Here is a 17,427-nt window from a genome sequence, read left to right as displayed (position 1 = left end):
TGATCACTTATGACTAATGATCTCTAGAGCACGCCCAGCCCCGTGAGGTAGCGGCGGTTTAGTTCGTAGTTATCGGACTTGATGAAGATGTAGTCATCCATGCCCGCTTCCTTATAGGCGGCCTCATTGTCGCCAGGGAAGCCTGCCAGTAGCACTTGCATTTCGGGCAGTGCGGCTTTGATCGCCTTGGCATAGTCGGCAAACTTTTCGACATAGTCGTCGTCGGTGCCACAGACCACTGTGATGCCGGCTTCGGACTCGGTGAGTGCGGACACGGCGTCTGCTGGTGTGTCAAAGCCCGCGGGCGAAATGACTTCGAAACCGCCCGCTTGGAAAAAGCCTTTGATGAAGTCGGCGCGTGCCTTGTGGCGGCGAAGTGGTCCCAAATTCGTAAGGAAGATGGCTGGCGCGCGACCTGTCTTTTCCGCGAAACGAGCGGAGGCGCTACGCAGAGCCTCGTATTTGCTGGCCAAGCGGGTGGTGGGCAGCGGTGTGATCGCTTCGCCGGGGGCGACGCTGGCGCGGATGGTTTTGCTAATTTCGCCAATGGTGGCACCGGCTTCGACTGCCTGAATTAAGATCGGGATGAGGTCTTCTCCACTAGAGTCGACAATCTTGCCGAGCGCTTCCATCACGGCGTCGTCGGAGGCTTCGTCGAGCTCCATCCGTGCAGCTGCAATTTCGCGAGCACGTTGCTTGCGCACTTCTGCATAGTCGGGCACTCGGGACTCCAGCTCTTTTTCTTCCAAGTTAGGATATACGTTGGTGCCGACCAGGCTGGTGCGACGTGCGCCCAGCAAGGCTTCGTTCTGCTTGGCTGTGGCACCAATTGTTTTAGCGATGAAGCCACTCTTGAGTGCCTCAGCCATGCCGCCTTCGGCTTCGATGGCTTGGAATAGTTCCCAAGTCTTCTCACTGACTTCATTGGTCAACCATTCGACGGCCCATGAGCCTCCAGCGGGGTCGACTACGGAGGTCAGTTCACACTCTTCTTGTAGGATAATTTGGGTGTTGCGCGAGATGCGGCGGCTGAAGGTGTCAGGCTCACGGGTGACTTCGTCGAAGTTGCCAACGCACATGCTGTCGACGCCTCCGATTGCGCCGCTGAGGGCCTCGGTGGTGGTGCGTAGCATATTGACGTAGGGGTCTTTTTGGGTCTTGTTGTAGAGTCCCGTGCGAGCATGCATAACGATCTTCTGTGATTCGGCGTTGCCGCCAAAGGCTTTGACCAGCTGTGCCCACAGTGCGCGTGCGGCACGCAGCTTGGCAATCTCCATAAAGAAGTTCGGGCCGATGCAGAAACTGAAGCGAATTTGCTGTGCAGCGTCGTCGACCGACATCCCGCGTTCGATCATTTCGTTCAGATAAGTGGCTCCGGTCGCCAGGCAGATTGCTAGCTCTTCGACGGAAGAGGCGCCCGCTTGGTGATAGGGGAGCGAGGAGATGCCGACGGCGCGGATGCCAGGAGCCTCCTTGGAGCAGAAGTTGGCCATGATGGCTTGTTCGCTCAACAGTTCAGGCATATTGGCAGGTAATTGGCCCGAGGCCGCTTTGACCGCGATCGGGTCCATTCCCAGACTGCCTTTGATCTTTTTTAGGTCAGCATCTTGCTTTTTGAGCCATGCAAAGAAGAGCGCGCCGACGGTCAGACCCGCGCAACCGGTGCGGATGTGGAAGCTGACAGCTTCAGGCATGATTTCGTTGAAAGCCGTCTCGATGTCCTTGAGGCAAGCGAGTGAAAGGCCGCATGCACCGACTTCACCAGACTTTGCTGTGTCTGGGTCCATGCCTTTCAGCGTGGCGATGTCGAGTAATACGTTGAGCGCGTTTTGGCCACGCATTAAGTCGGCTCGGGCTGCAGCGTTAAACTCGCTCGGTGTGCCGTAGGGGAGCTCTTGAGCGATTTCCCAAGGCTCGTTGCGGTAGCCTGTTGCGGAGGTTCCGCGTAGGTATCCGTCGAAGCCTGGCAAGGTCTCCGCGGCGGGGAGTCCGGCGAGCACTTCCTTGCGGAAAATGGGCTCCAGGCGAATGCCTTCGGGCGTTTGACGAGTCATCACCTTATCGAAAGGCTTGCCCTTTAATAGTTTCTCGGCGGCGTCGCGCCATTCTTCAGCGCTGGTAGCAGGAAACTCTGAGAGGAGTGGTTGGGTGGCTTTTTTATCCGTTTTCATGGTGATTAATAAATGTGATACTAGAAGTTAATAGAATTAGTTAAATTTTGTCAATAAGCTAATTTAATATAAAAATATGTTGACGTAAGTTCTACTAATTTGTAATTCTGGGCGCATAAACCAAAAGGAAAACTTATGATTACAAAAATTGATCACCTCGGAATCGCGGTTAACAGCCTCGAAGAATCCATTAAGTATTATGAAGAAGCGCTTGGTCTGCATTGCCACGGGCAAGAGGAGGTTGAGTCTCAAAAAGTGAAGACGGCTTTCTTTGAAGCGGGCGAGGTGCATATTGAGTTGCTGGAGCCGACTTCGCCGGACAGCCCGATCGCCAAGTTCTTGGAGAAGAACGGCGAGGGCATTCACCACGTCGCATTTGGTACAGATGGTATTGAAGCGCAGCTCAAGAAAGCATCGGACGCTGGCTTACGCCTAATACATGAGGTGCCGATCGATGGCGCTGCTAACAAGTTGGTCGCGTTTCTCCATCCTAAATCAACTCATGGCGTTCTAACTGAATTTTGCCAACCTAAATAGAGATTGGGCGGTATAAATCTAAATTTTAACATCAACACTAACAAAGACAGATTATGGCTATTGATCCAAAACTTCTCGAGGAACTGAGAGAGCGTCGTCAAATTGCCCGCAATGCGGGTGGCGCAGATAAGTTAGCAAAGCGTAAGGAAAAAGGACTGATGGGAGCTCGCGAGCGCCTGGAAATGTTTTTTGAACCGGGCACATTTCAAGAGTTTGGCATGCATGCCCAACATTCCTGCCATCGTTTTGGCATGGAAAAAAAGCAATTGCCATATGACGGTGTCGTCTGTGGCTCGGGGCTGGTCGACGGTCGTGCGGTTGCGGCCTATGCGCAGGACTTTACCGTGAGTGGTGGTTCTTTGGGCCGGATTCACGCCAAGAAGATTTGTGACCTGATGGACTTCGCTCATGAAGCAGGTATGCCCGTGGTTGGTGTGAATGACTCCGGCGGTGCACGTATCCAAGAGGGCGTTGATTCGCTCAGCGGCTATGGGCAAGTCTTCTTTAAGAATGTGCTGCTTTCCGGGGTGGTGCCGCAAATTGCTGTCATCGCCGGCCCTTGCGCGGGTGGGGCGGCGTATTCGCCTGCACTTACGGATTTCCTTATTATGACTAAGGAAAATTCCAACATGTTTATCTGTGGTCCTGATGTCATTAAGTCTGCCACCGGGGAAACTGCTCAACTGGAGCAATTCGCCTCGGCCGCTGCCCATGCCAGTATCTCGGGTAATATTCACTTGGTCGCTGATGATGACTCGCACGCCATGGAGCTGACAGCCAAGTTGTTATCCTTCCTGCCTAGCAATAATATCAGCGATCCCCCTCATGAATTCCCAGATCTGGATATGAGCGAGGATCTGCAGATGAACGAAATCGTGCCCGCTTCAAGTAAAGAAGCGCTGGATGTCATGGCGGTGATTGATCGCTTGGTCGATGACGGGGATTTCTTTGAAATCATGCCTGATTTTGCTCGTAGCATCGTCGTTGGCTTTGCACGTATCGAAGGTCTGGTTGTCGGGATCGTTGCTAACAACCCAATGGTGAAGGCCGGCACACTTGACATCGATAGTTCCGATAAGGGCGCACGTTTTATCCGCACATGTAATATCTATAACATCCCCATCGTTACACTTGTTGACGTGCCTGGTTTCATGCCTGGTCTAGCTCAAGAGCAGGGTGGTATCATCCGGCACGGTGCAAAGATGTTGTTTGCATATGCGGCTTCAACTGTGCCTAAGATCACATTGATCATGCGTAAAGCCTACGGAGGTGCTTATCTCGCGATGTGCTCGGCCGACCTTGGGGCCGATATGGTCTTCGCGTGGCCGACTGCGGAAATCGCTGTGATGGGGGGCGAAGGCGCTGCCCGTATCCTCTTCCGCAAGGAAATCAAAGAGGCCGACGATCCTAAGGCGAAGGCTGCTGAACTTTGCGAGGCGTATCGCCAAGAGTTCTCCTCACCTTATCAAGCCGCTTCGAATGCGATGATTACCGATGTGATCGAGCCTTCGCAAACGCGTCCGGCAATTGCGCTGGCTCTGCGTAATACTCTGAACAAACGTGACACACGTCCACCTAAGAAGCACGGTAATATTCCCCTATAAACCGTTACTTCTAGCACTCAACCAAAGGTATATTCTCATGTTTGCATTGTATTCAACGCTCGCACAAGTCAGTGCTGCAGCGCCAGTGGAGAGCCCTTCGACAGTCAGTGTCGTTGTGGTGGGCTTCCTCTTTGTGATGATCGTCCTCGCGCTTCTCGCCGCGGTGACATCGTGCATCGGCGCTTTTTTTATTAAACAAGCCGCTCGCGATGCCGCCAAGGCTGCCCAAGCAGCTGAAAAAGCGGCCGCTTCGAAGCCTGCAGCCGCTGCAACGCCCGCTGCTTCTGCCGCGGCTAGCTCTGCCCCTGCAGTAGATGAGGAGGCTGAAGATCCAGCCATACTCGCTGTGATCGCTGCTGCGGTTCACTCCGTGATGGGAGACCGCGCTCACCGCGTCGTTTCGGTTCGTTCGACCGGGCCTGGATGGGCGCAAGAAGGACGTCGCCAGATCTTCTCCTCTCACCGGGTTCGCTAAACACTTACAAAATTAAATTATATAGGAAATATTATCATGAAACGCTTAAATATAACAGTCGAGGGTAAGACCTACGAAGTTGAAGTTGAAATTCTAGACGAAGGTGGCGCAGTTGCTGCGCCAGCACCTCGCAGAGCCAGTTCCGGAGGTAGCTCACGTGTCGCCGCACCCGTGGCGGCTCCAAAGGCGGCTCCTAAGGCAGCCCCCGCAGCCGCAGGTGCTGGAGGTGCCGTGGGTAGCCCCTTGGCTGCGGTCGTCGTATCCATCGATGTCGCCGTTGGTGATATGGTGGAGGAAGGTCAAAAACTCGTTACACTGGAGGCGATGAAGATGAACACCATCGTGGCGGCACCTGCTGCCGGTAAGGTGACCGCGATTCTTGCGAAGGCCGGTGACGGCGTCGAAGAGGGCCAAGCTCTGGTCGAAGTCGCCTAAACACAGTTCCGTAGTGGTGGCTGCAGTCATCCGGCTTGATTTTATCAAGTCTGAAGCTCCCCAGGCGGCCGCGGCCACCACTTCGATTTTTCTAGAACCTTTTTAATTTTTTCAACACATCCCCACTACAATGATCGATCTCCTTCATCGACTCTACGGAAACACTGGCTTCGGCTACCTCGACTGGCGCATGTTCGTCATGTGGGCGGTCGTTTGCGTACTGCTCTATTTAGCAGTTTATAAGAAATTTGAGCCCTTGCTGCTGGTGCCGATTGCTTTCGGTGCCATTCTGGCGAACTTGCCGACTCAAGGCATTATCAATAAGCCCGCGGCAATTGTGCGTAGCCCCGATGCCGGGGAGATTGTCTACGTCGCTGCTAAAGCAGGGCAGAGCGTCTATTTAAATGCGGTAGAAAAAGTCATGCCCACCACCGTGGGCGATTTAGACCCAGACACCTTACAGTCGATCCTCGACGGTGAAGTGGTCGAAGGCTTTGGTGAGGGCACTTTGCTCTACATCCTACGCACTCAAGAAAGTGTCGCGGGTGATAAAAAGCCAATTGAAATTAAGTTCGATCAACAGAGCTTTCGTTTGAGCGATACTTTAGTGTGGGCTGAAGCTTCAGGACGTGTGGTTGATAACTCTGTTCAAGCAGGCGAGCATGTGGTGAAAGGGCAAGCGATCGGTGAGCTGCATAGTGATCATACCGGTGGACTCTTTCACTATATTCAGATGGGCATCTTGCTCGAGATCTTCCCTCCACTCATTTTCCTTGGTGTCGGTGCCTTGACTGACTTCGGGCCCCTCATCGCAAATCCACGCGTGTTGCTGCTTGGTGCTGCGGCACAGTTCGGTGTTTTCGGTACCTTTATGGGGGCACAATTGCTCGGTTTCTCGACCGAGGCCTCGGGTGCGATTGGTATCATTGGTGGCGCTGATGGGCCGACTTCTATTTTCTTGGCCAATTCGTTGGCGCCTGAGTTGCTTGCTCCGATTGCCGTGGCAGCATACAGTTACATGGCATTGGTGCCGGTCATTCAACCGCCAATCATGCGTGCTCTCACTACTGAGAAAGAACGTAAGATTCGCATGAAGAGCCTGCGTCCGGTCAGTCGCTTGGAGAAGCTCGTCTTCGGTGTGATCGTGACCATTGCTTGTATCTTGCTAGTCCCACCAGCCGCGCCTTTGATCGGCATGCTTATGTTTGGTAATTTCTTACGTGAGTGTAAGGTGACTGAGCGCCTCAACAAGGCCGCTCAAAACGAATTGATCAATGTTATTACAATTTTCCTTGGAGCCAGTGTGGGGATTACTATGACTGGGGACCGCTTTTTGCGCAGTGAAACACTGGGTATCCTAGTGCTAGGTGTGGCTGCGTTTGGCGTCGCCACGGCCTCTGGTATTGTCATGGCTAAAGTCATGAATCTGTTTTCCAAGAATAAGATCAATCCGCTGATTGGTTCCGCGGGTGTGAGCGCCGTGCCGATGGCTGCCCGTGTCAGTCAAGTTGAAGGCCAGAAGGCAGATCCAGGCAACTTCCTGCTCATGCACGCTATGGGACCCAATGTTGCTGGGGTGATCGGAACGGCACTTGTCGCTGGATTCTTCCTAACTATGTTTGGCGGCACTCATTAATTATCATTTCATTTCATTCCTATTATTTAGCACTCAAATAGTAAATTAGTCATGCCAACAGTAAGCACCTATCCTATCATCACTGCCGCAGAGGCAGCTGATCTTATTAACGACGGCGACATTATCGGTTTCAGTGGATTCACTCCAGCCGGTGCCGCTAAAGACATCCCGACCGCGATTGCGGCGCGCGCGAGCAAGGAGCACGAAGCTGGTCGCGATTTTAAGATCGGAGTGGTGACTGGAGCGTCGACAGGCGACAGCCTGGATGGTGAGTTGGCACGTGCCAATGCAGTGCTCTTTCGCACGCCTTATCAAAGCTGCAAAGACCTGCGGGCACAGATTAATAAGGGGGAAACTTGCTTTTACGACATGCACCTTTCGATGCTGCCACAAGCCGCGCGCTATGGTTTCCTCGGAAAGATTAAGTTTGCTGTGGTCGAAGCCGCCTCTGTTAGCGAAGAGGGCGAGATCGTGCTCACCACCAGTGTGGGTGCTTCCAACACATTCTGTAATGTGGCGGACAAGATTCTGATCGAACTTAACGAAGCACACCCTGCGGGACTTGAGGGCTTACACGATATTTATGAGCCATTGGATCCGCCGCATCGTCGTGAGGTTCCGATCTATAGCTGCTCCGATCGCTGTGGTAGCCCCGTGTTGAAAGTCGATCCTGCAAAGATCCTGGGTATCGTTAAAACCAACCGCCCGGATGAAGTCGGTGGCTTCAAGGAAACCGACGAAGTGACGAAGCAAATCGGTGAGAACGTCGCGACCTTCCTCGCGGAAGAATTGAAAGCAGGCCGTATTCCTAAAGAGTTTTTACCGATTCAGTCGGGCGTGGGTAATATTGCCAATGCGGTGCTTGGTGCGCTGGGGGCCAATCCGAATATTCCTCCTTTCGAGATGTATTCCGAAGTCATTCAGGATAGTGTGATCGGCTTGATGCGTAGTGGTGATATTAAGTTTGGTAGTGCCACTTCGTTGACCGTATCGCCACCAGTGTTGAAGGAAGTGTATGAAGACCTAGAGTTCTTTAAGCAACGCATGGTGCTGCGCCCGCAGGAAATTTCGAATCACCCTGAAGTGGTGCGCCGTATCGGTGTGATTTCGATTAACACTGCGATCGAAGCCGACATTTGGGGCAATATTAACTCCACTCACGTGATGGGGAATAACCTGATGAACGGGATCGGTGGCTCTGGTGACTTTACTCGTAATGCATACATCTCCATCTTCACTTGTCCTTCAGTTGCCAAGGGAGGCGCCATCAGCACCATCGTGCCGATGGTCGCTCACCTCGATCACAGTGAGCACAGTGTGCAAGTGCTGATCACTGATCAAGGCATTGCGGACTTGCGTGGCAAAGATCCTGCCGAACGAGCGCGTGAAATCGTAGATAAGTGTGCCCATCCAGAGTATCGCGATCAATTGCACGCTTACTTCGACGATGTTAAGGCCGGGCATACGCCACAGACACTTCGCACTGCTTTCGCGATGCACGAAGCCTTCATGGAGAAAAAAGACATGCGCGGTGTGGACTGGAGCTCGAAGTATAGCAAGTAAAGAACGTTTCAGTTTCTCTAATATAATCATGCGTAAACCGCCCGATATTCCGAAGCTCATCGCTGGCATTCGTGCCAGCGATCGAGCTTCGCTCGCTCAAGCCATCACCTTGGTGGAAAGTCGTGCACCCAAGCACCGTGCGCCCGCACGTGAACTGATGCAGGCCATTCTCCCGTATACGGGTGGGGCGCTGCGTGTTGGCTTGACGGGCACGCCCGGGGCAGGAAAGAGTACCTTTATTGAAGCCTTGGGGATGATGCTCTGTGGACGTGGTAAAAAGGTAGCGGTGCTCGCGGTCGATCCCAGCAGCTCGCGCACAGGAGGCAGTATACTCGGTGATAAGACACGCATGGAGGATCTTGCTCGACATGAAAACGCCTTCATTCGGCCTTCACCCTCGGGTAATTCACTGGGTGGAGTGGCGGCGCGCACGCGGGAAGCTCTACTGCTTTGCGAGGCGGCTGGTTACGATGTGATTTTAGTCGAAACCGTCGGTGTGGGCCAGAGCGAGACAGCTGTGCGCACTATGACAGATTTCTTCCTCTTGTTACAAATCGCCGGTGCGGGTGATGAGTTGCAGGGGATCAAAAAAGGAGTAATTGAGCTCGCAGATGCCATCGTGGTCAACAAAGCTGACGGCGATAATAAAATGCGCGCCAAACTTGCTAAAGTCGAATACACTAAGGTCCTACACTTCCTGCATCCCTTCACTCCGGGCTGGAAGCCGAAGGCATTGACCTGTTCTGCGCTCAACTCAGAGGGCATCGAAAGGGTTTGGGAATTGATCGAGGGCTTTCGCGATCAACTCTGTGAGAGTGGGGTCTTTGAGGCCCGCCGCAGCGAGCAAAATGTCGACTGGTTCGATTCCTTGTTGCAATCGATTGTGATGGAACGTTATCGCGCCGCTCATGGGGAGCAGATTCAACGCATGGCCTCTGCAGTGCGCGGCGGCCAAATGCCGGTCTCTGTTGCTTTAGATGAATTGCTCGGCGAGTAGCTCGTCTCTTTCTACAATTTAATGGCCAAAGAACAAATCAACAACCCGCTGCACGGATTAACGCTCGAGAAGATTCTCGTCAGCCTACAGGAATTCTACGGATGGGAGGGCCTTGCGGAGCGCTTGGAAGTGCGCTGCTTCATGTTTGACCCCTCGATCAAATCGAGTCTCAAGTTTTTACGCAAAACGCCTTGGGCCCGCAAAAAAGTCGAAGACCTCTTTATTTATACCCTGGAGACTTACGGCGACGAGGAGGCGGAGGCTGTAGAAGAATCGTAAGCTCATCTCTCAAGGTTCAGCGCCTAGGCCTTAATGAGGTCGTCCTTAATCTTGCGCTGCCTCACTCGCGATATCGACCTTGAGATCGATATCGATCAAGCCACTTTCGTTTTTCTTGGCCAAAAGTTCCATGCCCGCAGTTTCTGCGAGGTTTTTGGAGGTCGCCAAGTGCAGGCCGACTCCAGAATCAAAACTGCGACGTGCGAACTTTGAGGTGCTGTAGGGCGAAAAAACCGTGTTGGGATCGTCTAGGAAACCAAAACGCGACTCTAAGTCGAGATTCGTGAAGTTGAATACAATCTGTTTATCGCAGCTTTGGGCGCTGATCTGTAGCGGAGCCGTTACAGGACAGCTTGCTAAAATCAATTTGGAGATGATCGCTGTCATCGAATGAAAGGAGCCGCGCACAAGCAGTTCCTCTAGCCATGCTTTTCCCACCAGTTCGAATTCACGCTTCCAATCTTCGCGTTTAGATTCGAGGTAATTAGTCAGATCCCCCATTGCAAAGGAGCTTTTGGGCTCGGGTTGCGCAGGGAGCTTGCTTTGCACGTGATCAAGGATTTCAACGAAGACACTGTGGAGGTTTTCGGCAGAATCTTCGATGAAACTGGCCATCCGTTTATTTTCTTCGTCTTCAAGCTCTTCTCTTAAAATCGAAGAAAAGCCAATGATTCCATTGAGTGGCGTGTTGAACTCATGGCAGAGTAGGGAGAACAGGTCGTCGTGCATTTCCATCAGACGTGTTCTCAACTCTTCCGTACGCATTTGCTCTTCGTAATAGCGATCATGCGCCTTAGAGAGTAAAGATTTTAGCTCATTAAAATCACAAGGCTTTGTCATGTAGCCGTGCGCCCCTAGATTGATCGCTTTGATCGCGGAATCCATTGATTGGTGCGCAGTTAATATAATGATCTTCTGATGCGCATTCTTCTGGCGCAGCTTCTTTAGCGTGGCAATCCCGTCGAGGCCCTCCATGCGTAGGTCTAAGACTACCACTGGAAAGTCGTGAAGTTCGCTCAATTCGAGCGCTTCGGCTCCAGAGCTTGCCTTGACTACCTTGAATTCACTCCGGAGGCTTAAGTCTAGAGCCTCCCGCATCAGTGGTTCGTCGTCGACGACAAGAACATTTTTTAATAACATGAACTAATGCTTGGTAGAAATTAGGTAGCGTGAAAACGGTAGTGAAAGGATTATTATCCTGTATTCGGTCGTTAAATAGTCAATCTGCAATTCTATTTCAGCTTTCGATTCTCGTTGCAGATGGAGCATTGATGGGGAGATCGAATATGAATCGTACCCCGCCGCCTTCACGTAGAGTGGTTTGCATGCTGCCACCGTGGCTGCGTACGATGAAATAGGCGCAAATTAGGAATACGCCCATTTGGCGCGGATCTCCACTTCGCACGTTGAAAGGATAGAGTAGGTGCGAGGGAGATACGTCCTCCGGCACGGGGCCGCGGTCTTCAAGAGTGATTTGGACGGATTGTTGCTCGGGCATGTGAGAGATGCCGATCTTTGCGGAAGAGGATTCGGGCAACGAGACCACCTCTTCGGCGATTAAGAAATTAAATAAGTCTGACAGTCGTTCTTGATCGCCCCAAATCTGGCATTGCTCGGAGCCCTGTAGGCGCTCGATACGAATGTCTTTACCATTCATTAATACCTGATTGGCCTCGATCGCTTGGTCGTAAATCGTGTTGAGGTCAATGTGCGTGAAACTCGCGGGGTTGAGGCGCGTATTGGCTTGGTGCAGGCGCGAAATTTGGCTGCTGGTCGAGCGAATGTGGATGCGTATGCGCTTTAGGAAGTCCAGGTAGGTCGAGCGATCCTCAGTTTTGGCCAATGCATTTGAGTGGCCGCCCAAATCTTCTTCGATTTTTGAAATGAGCAATTCGATCGGGCAAAGAGCGTTATCGACATAGTGGCTCAGGTTGACCGCCACATTGCCAATCTCCATGATCTTTTCGTCGAGTACCGCTTGCTTGAGTTCATCGATACGCCCAGCTAACAGATTGCGTTGCTCGTTAGCTGTGGAATAGGACTCGATGGCCGATAGGATCTCTTTACGAAGATTGTTTAAGTCCCAAGGCTTGGAGATAAAGCTGTAGACCGCGCCCTCGTTAATGGCGTCGACAAGGGTGTCTACCTGGGTGTAGGCAGTCGTGAGCAAACGCACCTTCTCTGGGTAGCGGCGGCGCACTTCTGAGAGCATGGCAATGCCGCTACGTTGGGGCATGCGTTGATCGGTGATGACCACACTGATCTTTTGCGCTTTTTTGTCGAGTACAGCGAGTCCTTGGTCGGCGGAGAGTGCGGTATATACCTCAAAGTCACGTTCGAAGGCTCTCCGAAATACCTTGAGTGCATTCTCCTCGTCGTCGACGAAGAGCACGCCTGGGCGCTGTGCTAAAAAATCTACCATGATCGCGGAATTAGAGCTGATTGGATACGTGAAAGAAACGTGAAAATTGCCGCGTCTCTGAGTGGGACGCGGCAGGGAGGTTAAAATCCCAATGTCTCAGTATCCCAACGATCATAGAGTTTGGCAAGTATTTCTTCTAAATGTTCTGCCTCGGCTTGGGTCGTAGCTGCAATCGACAATAACTCGTTAGATTCGTCGTTAATCTCTGTGCATAGTTGGACTGATTTGCCTGCACGATGTGCCGCAGCGACTAATTGAAAAAAGCTGAGTGCCAGTGGGGACGGCTTTGCTTCGCAAAGTATGCCTAAGCAAGTGTTTAATAGTTCTTGTGCGGTGAGAGTTCCCAGTTGAACGCGTATCTTGAGGCTTTCGTTAGTTTCTTCAATGGATAGTTGCAGTGTGGTATCCGTATCGGAGGAACTTGCCGTGGAACTTAAGGCTGCAATGCGAGTTTGTAGGTCAAAATCGGAGGCTTGCCAGTCTTTTAGGATCACGGCGTTCGCGCATCGCTCCTGTTTCATGAAAGTGGCGAGACCGTGCTGGAGCATTGCGGCGCCTCCAGATGCCGGATTTACGTCGAAGCTGCGAGGCAGGGCCTCTACAATTGCGACTAATGTATCTGCAAAAATGGCCGATTCTTGAATACAATCCGCATGAGCGACGCCAGTCAGCGTCTTTAAGCGGTCAGCAAGAATGATGCGCTGCAAGGTGCTCATCTTTAAGCTCATCAATTGATCGCGCTCTGATAATATACTGTAGTAATCAAAGGCGCGCTTGAGCACCATTTTGAAGTCCTGCAAGTCCCAGGGCTTGGTTACATATTGGTAGATCTTGCCGTCGTTGACTGAGCGGATCGCACTCTCTAGGTCGGAGTAGGCAGTGGTGAGAATACGCACTTTGCGGGGATGGCGAGCACGCACCTTCGATAAGAAATCGACGCCTGCCATCTCAGGCATACGTTGATCAGAAACGATGATCGAGATGTCCGCATGGTGCTCTTCGAGAATATCGAGGCCCGACTGGCCGTTGTCGGCAGTGAAGACGCGGTAATCTTTTTTAAAAGCCATCGCGAAGTATTTGAGGGCTTGTGTTTCGTCATCTACGTAAAGAATGCCGGGTAGTGTGGGGGAGTCGTTGTTGCTCATTTTAGATCGTTTGCCTTCGTTGCTGGAATATGGATAGTGAAGATGGTGTGGTGGTCAACTTTGGAGTCGACCGAAATGGAACCGCCGTGGTTTTCGATGATCGTTCGGCAAATTGATAGCCCCATGCCCATGCCTTTGCCAACGTCGCGGGTGGTGAAAAAGGGTTCGAAAATACGTTCACGCACTGGCTCTGGAATGCCGACCCCATTGTCGTGGAAGACCACTTTGATGCTGTCTTCAATGCGTTCTGCATTCACTTTAATCTTTTTTTCTCGCTCGCTGGGGTGCTCCACTAATGCTTTGCCGGCATTAGTGAGCAGGTTGATGAACACGTGCATTAGCTGAGTTTTTTGACCTTTGACCATCAATTCACTGGGCATGTCGACTTCGACTTCGACGTCCATCGTTTCTTTAGAAGTGATTTTTTCAGCGGCTCGGAAAGCTTCGATGAGAGGGAATTCAGATACCTGACCGGGCTTTTCGGGATAGGCGAAAGTGGTCAAGTCCTTCATCACGTCATTCACGCGCACCAGCCCTTCTTTGATGTCACCAATCATTTCCTTGGTTTCATCATCGAAACTGTCGTTTTGCATTTCCAGAATTTGAATACCTGAGAATACGTAGTTGAGAGGATTATTGATCTCGTGCAGCAGTCCAGCAGATAGGGAGCCGAGCGCGTTCATTTTCTCACTTTGAATGAGGTGAGCCTCGGTTTCTTGCAGTCTTTGCAGAGTTTCTTTTAGCTCGAGGTTGGATTGCTTGAGGCTGATTTGCAGTGTGGCATTCCGTATCAGGTTATTTATGCGGGTAATGAGCTCGATACTGCTAAATGGCTTGAGTAGGAAGTCGTCGGCGCCCGCTTCCAAGGCATGTACTTTGGACTCTTCGTCGACACGGGCGGTGAGCATCACCACCTTGCGTGCATTGTTGCTGCTATTCTTACGGATCTCTCGGCACAGGCTGAGGCCGTCACGGCCAGGAAGCATCCAGTCGAGTAGGATCAACTGCGGATTATAGGTTTCGATTAAATACTCTAAATTGCGTCCATCGCGTGCACTCACCAGTTTAAAGTGTTCGTTTAGCAAGCTGGTGATGTAGCGCATCATATCGGGCTCGTCTTCGATGACCAATACGACTTGGTCACCGCTGCCGGATACAGAAATTTCATCGGTTTCCGTGTTGCGATTGACTAAGGTGCGGTCGGCTGAGCGGAAGGCTTGCAAGAGGGGTTGGTCCATGTCGTTTGTATGTTGCGTCGAGCTTTCAATCACCTCCCGCGGCCCGTGGGGCACGACATCGGGCGAGCGAGTACTCAAAGGCAGTGCGCCCGGTAAAATCATAGTGAAGCGAGAGCCCTTTTGAGGCTCGCTTTCGACTTCAAGTTGGCCGTCGTGTTGCTCAATGAGCTCTTTGGCCAGAGCTAGGCCGATGCCGACGCCTTGTTCACTCGAGCCACCTTCACCAGAGACTTGGTAAAAGCGGTCGAAAATCTTTTCCAGATCCTCCTTGCGGATGCCGGCCCCGTCGTCTTCTACGTAAATTGCGATCTTTTCATCAGGAAGTGCATGGTAACCGACTTTGATCGATCCTCCACGACTGGTAAATTTGATCGCATTAGTCAGTAGGTTGAGAATGACCTTTTCCATCCTGGCGGGATCGGCTTCGAGATAGATCGATTCGCTGTGGGGCTCGACGCGGAGGCTGACACCTTTGGCGGTGGCGAGGTGGCGGACGGAGTCGACAATTTCGACCAAGTAGCTCTTTAGTTTGAGTGTCTTTTTGGAAAGCACGTTATCTCCTTGCTCCATACGAGTGAGGTCCAGTAGGTCGTTAATTAGTTTGAGCAAGCGTAGTGAATTTCTTTGAGCAACTAATAGATTTTCGTGCTGGCGGTCGGCTAGTTTCTCTCGTCCTTTTAAGACGTTATCTATAGGTCCTAGAATGAGTGCGAGCGGGGTGCGCAGTTCGTGCGTGACGTTTGAAAAGAAATTTGTCTTCAAACGGTCCAGAGTTTGGAGCTCGTGGTTGCGTTTGTCGAGGCTGTGGCGCAATTCGAAATCACTAAATCGCGCACGCGATTGTATGTGTGCGGAAATTACGCATATTATGCTAGTGATCGTCAGGAAGTAAGTGTTGTTGAAAAAGCTAGAGAAGACTCCTGCTTGTGAGAGGTTGCCTTCGAAAATACAAGCAAGCGCATACAGTGCAATCGAGCCTAGGCAGACTGCGGAAGTTTCTTTGAAGGTCCAGGGGAGTAGCACTGACATGGCCAGCAGTACGAGATTGATGCCTGCATAGTAGGTTGATACTGCGCCACCAAGGCAAAAGATCATCGCGATAAATGCGAGGTTGTCCACGAATGCCATCGTGATCCCTAAGTTCTTAATTAAAGAGCGATTCGTTTTGGCTTTCTTTAAAACAAAGAGCAGCAGGAACAAGACTAGTGTCGCGACGAGCCTAATGGCAAACAGCATGGCCAAATGCTGTGGATACACAAAATAGTCGAGTGTCACCCCCGCGAGCATGCCGATCGTTGAAATCCAAATACCGATGTGTAAGCGCACGCGCCTGCGCTCGGTATCTGTTTCTTGATACGCAGCCATTAGCTCGCTGTCTACAGGTTCCGTCCTCCCTAGTAGGTTTGAGAACCTGTCTAGTATTTTACGAATAGAAAGTCGTCCCCCTCGCAAGCTTTCTGTATGAGCGGTCGACATTAGTTTTCTTTATGAATCGTCAGGAAGATGTTGACGCCTGTTTCGTCCAGTTCGATCACAGGTTGGGTGCCATGCGGGGCGAGCGATGCCATCGTTTCTTCATCACGATAGATGAGATACCATTCCAGCAGGTGTTCCTGTGTGTAACGCTCCGGATTACTTGGCGTTACGTTCGTTGCGATTAAGCGACCGCCTGGCTTTACCCAGCGGTAGTACAGGCTGATTAGATTGCGGCAGACATTGTCGGGAAAGTAATCAAAGAGGCCGGCACAGTACACAAGATCATAGGTTGGCAAGATTTCGGCATCATTATCGTGGACATCTTTTAGCAACTCGTCGATGGAGCGCTTGATCGTGTTCACGACGGGTTGATGTCCAGATTTGGCCATGGCTTCTTTGATGCGCCCATTTGTATATTCGAGGGTTTCCTCGCTAAAGTCCATTAGAGTGAATACACATTCTTCGGATAGCTCGTTGTCCCGGATGAAGCGCTGAACTTCAACGGCCGGGCCACAGCCAACGTTGAGAATATTACAAACGCGCATTTCTTCCTGCACCTTGTTGACCACGTCACCTAGTGATTCGACTAAGAAGTCGATCCGATTGCAGTGCGCGATACAGGCAGGCACATTGGTGTGGAGGTCATTGACGATCTGAGCGTAGGCGTTGTTACCCTTACTCGGAGATTCCTTGAGCATCATATTCACCATTTCGTAGTCTCCAGCGTAACCGAGTGGCTTGGTAAATGAGCGGTGGGCAAAGGGGGCACAGAGAATGAATGGGTGCAATTCGCGCCGTGCAAAGGCTTTATACAGGCTGACTTCTTCTTGTGGAATCTTCGCAGCTTCAGCTTCAAAAAGACGATAAAACTCAATCATTTTCTCCAGCACAGGCTTCTCGACACTGTTCTTGAACTGAATGCTTTCAGCGTCGTTGCTATCAAAGTCCTCTAAGAGTGCGACTTCAACCTCTTCTAGCCAACGGCTGATTTCTGCGAAGAAATTGGACATTTTATTGACCACCAACTGATATGACGCAGAGAGGTCGTGACCTTTCTCCCAGCCATCGATGAAGCTCTCAATTTCGTCCTCAAGTGTCTTATTCGGGCGCAGGGCACCGGGGTCTTTCCAACTGTCTGTAAATGTGGCTGAGACAATGGTCATCAAGCCGGTAGTTACAATACTGGTAACCACGCCTTTACCGCGGTAGATTATACGCTCGCCGCGCATGATCACAATTTCTTTTAAGACCTCACTCAACTGAACAATCGAGAAAGGATTATAAACCTCGAACACTGCCATAGACCGCGAGACGTGCACGAGGGTGCCACGGCCTTTTGCACCCTGATTGTTGGAGAAGGAGACGACACTGTCGATGCCAGAGATAGACTGTTCCACGATATTAGAGAGAGGGATGAATGTTAGTGATCGGCGAAGAACCGAAGAGTAG

14 protein-coding genes are annotated in these 17,427 nt (G+C 51.5%); 8 read left to right on the top strand and 6 right to left on the bottom strand.

The genetic code is table 11. The features are described from left to right. Positions 1-23: 23 nt before the first annotated feature. Positions 24-2,171: a methylmalonyl-CoA mutase family protein gene (locus QEH52_RS09790; protein ID WP_308950091.1), complete on the bottom strand. Its 2,148-nt coding sequence runs from the start codon at positions 2,169-2,171 to the stop codon at positions 24-26. A 135-nt stretch (positions 2,172-2,306) separates the two neighbouring features. Between QEH52_RS09790 and mce the strand changes: the two genes are divergently transcribed. The 8 genes from mce (at position 2,307) to QEH52_RS09750 (ending at position 9,697) form a co-directional block, all read left to right on the top strand. Then, positions 2,307-2,708: a methylmalonyl-CoA epimerase gene (gene mce / locus QEH52_RS09785; RefSeq protein WP_308950090.1), complete on the top strand. Its 402-nt coding sequence runs from the start codon at positions 2,307-2,309 to the stop codon at positions 2,706-2,708. Positions 2,709-2,761: 53 nt separating this feature from the next. Further along, positions 2,762-4,312, top strand: a complete 1,551-nt coding sequence (locus tag QEH52_RS09780; protein ID WP_308950089.1) for an acyl-CoA carboxylase subunit beta — start codon at positions 2,762-2,764, stop codon at positions 4,310-4,312. Positions 4,313-4,349: 37 nt separating this feature from the next. Next, positions 4,350-4,787, top strand: coding sequence for an OadG family transporter subunit (locus tag QEH52_RS09775; RefSeq protein ID WP_308950088.1), 438 nt, complete (start codon positions 4,350-4,352; stop codon positions 4,785-4,787). A gap of 36 nt (positions 4,788-4,823) precedes the next feature. Then, on the top strand, positions 4,824-5,222 hold the full coding sequence (locus QEH52_RS09770) for a biotin/lipoyl-containing protein (RefSeq protein WP_308950087.1): 399 nt from the start codon (positions 4,824-4,826) through the stop codon (positions 5,220-5,222). Positions 5,223-5,352: 130 nt separating this feature from the next. Then, a complete protein-coding gene (locus tag QEH52_RS09765; RefSeq protein WP_308950085.1) occupies positions 5,353-6,858 on the top strand; it encodes a sodium ion-translocating decarboxylase subunit beta in 1,506 nt (501 codons plus the stop codon). 51 nt (positions 6,859-6,909) lie between these two features. Next, the gene (locus QEH52_RS09760) at positions 6,910-8,421 is read left to right on the top strand and encodes a butyryl-CoA:acetate CoA transferase (RefSeq protein ID WP_308950083.1); all 1,512 of its coding nucleotides are present in this window, start codon (positions 6,910-6,912) and stop codon (positions 8,419-8,421) included. Positions 8,422-8,449: 28 nt separating this feature from the next. After that, complete coding sequence (gene meaB, locus QEH52_RS09755; protein WP_308950082.1) at positions 8,450-9,418, top strand: methylmalonyl Co-A mutase-associated GTPase MeaB; 969 nt, start codon at positions 8,450-8,452, stop codon at positions 9,416-9,418. 21 nt (positions 9,419-9,439) lie between these two features. Beyond that, a complete protein-coding gene (locus QEH52_RS09750; RefSeq protein ID WP_308950080.1) occupies positions 9,440-9,697 on the top strand; it encodes a VF530 family protein in 258 nt (85 codons plus the stop codon). Positions 9,698-9,742: 45 nt separating this feature from the next. On the opposite strand, the gene QEH52_RS09745 is transcribed toward QEH52_RS09750, so the two are convergent. The 5 genes from QEH52_RS09745 to QEH52_RS09725 all read right to left on the bottom strand — a co-directional run bounded on the left by QEH52_RS09745 (position 9,743) and on the right by QEH52_RS09725 (position 17,375). Then, positions 9,743-10,837: a response regulator gene (locus QEH52_RS09745; RefSeq protein ID WP_308950078.1), complete on the bottom strand. Its 1,095-nt coding sequence runs from the start codon at positions 10,835-10,837 to the stop codon at positions 9,743-9,745. 97 nt (positions 10,838-10,934) lie between these two features. Further along, complete coding sequence (locus QEH52_RS09740; protein WP_308950076.1) at positions 10,935-12,119, bottom strand: response regulator; 1,185 nt, start codon at positions 12,117-12,119, stop codon at positions 10,935-10,937. Positions 12,120-12,199: 80 nt separating this feature from the next. Continuing rightward, complete coding sequence (locus QEH52_RS09735) at positions 12,200-13,264, bottom strand: response regulator (RefSeq protein WP_308950075.1); 1,065 nt, start codon at positions 13,262-13,264, stop codon at positions 12,200-12,202. Further along, the gene (locus tag QEH52_RS09730) at positions 13,261-15,867 is read right to left on the bottom strand and encodes an ATP-binding protein (protein WP_308950073.1); all 2,607 of its coding nucleotides are present in this window, start codon (positions 15,865-15,867) and stop codon (positions 13,261-13,263) included. Before QEH52_RS09730 ends, QEH52_RS09735 begins: the two co-directional genes overlap by 4 nt. Before the next feature lie 110 nt (positions 15,868-15,977). Beyond that, entirely contained in the window at positions 15,978-17,375 is a 1,398-nt protein-coding gene (locus QEH52_RS09725; RefSeq protein WP_308950072.1) for a class I SAM-dependent methyltransferase, read from the bottom strand. Positions 17,376-17,427 lie beyond the last annotated feature (52 nt).

This window comes from Thalassobacterium maritimum, from assembly GCF_031127805.1.
Classification (GTDB): Bacteria; Verrucomicrobiota; Verrucomicrobiia; order Opitutales; family Coraliomargaritaceae; genus Thalassobacterium; species Thalassobacterium maritimum.
This window is presented reverse-complemented; position numbering and strand designations above follow the sequence as displayed.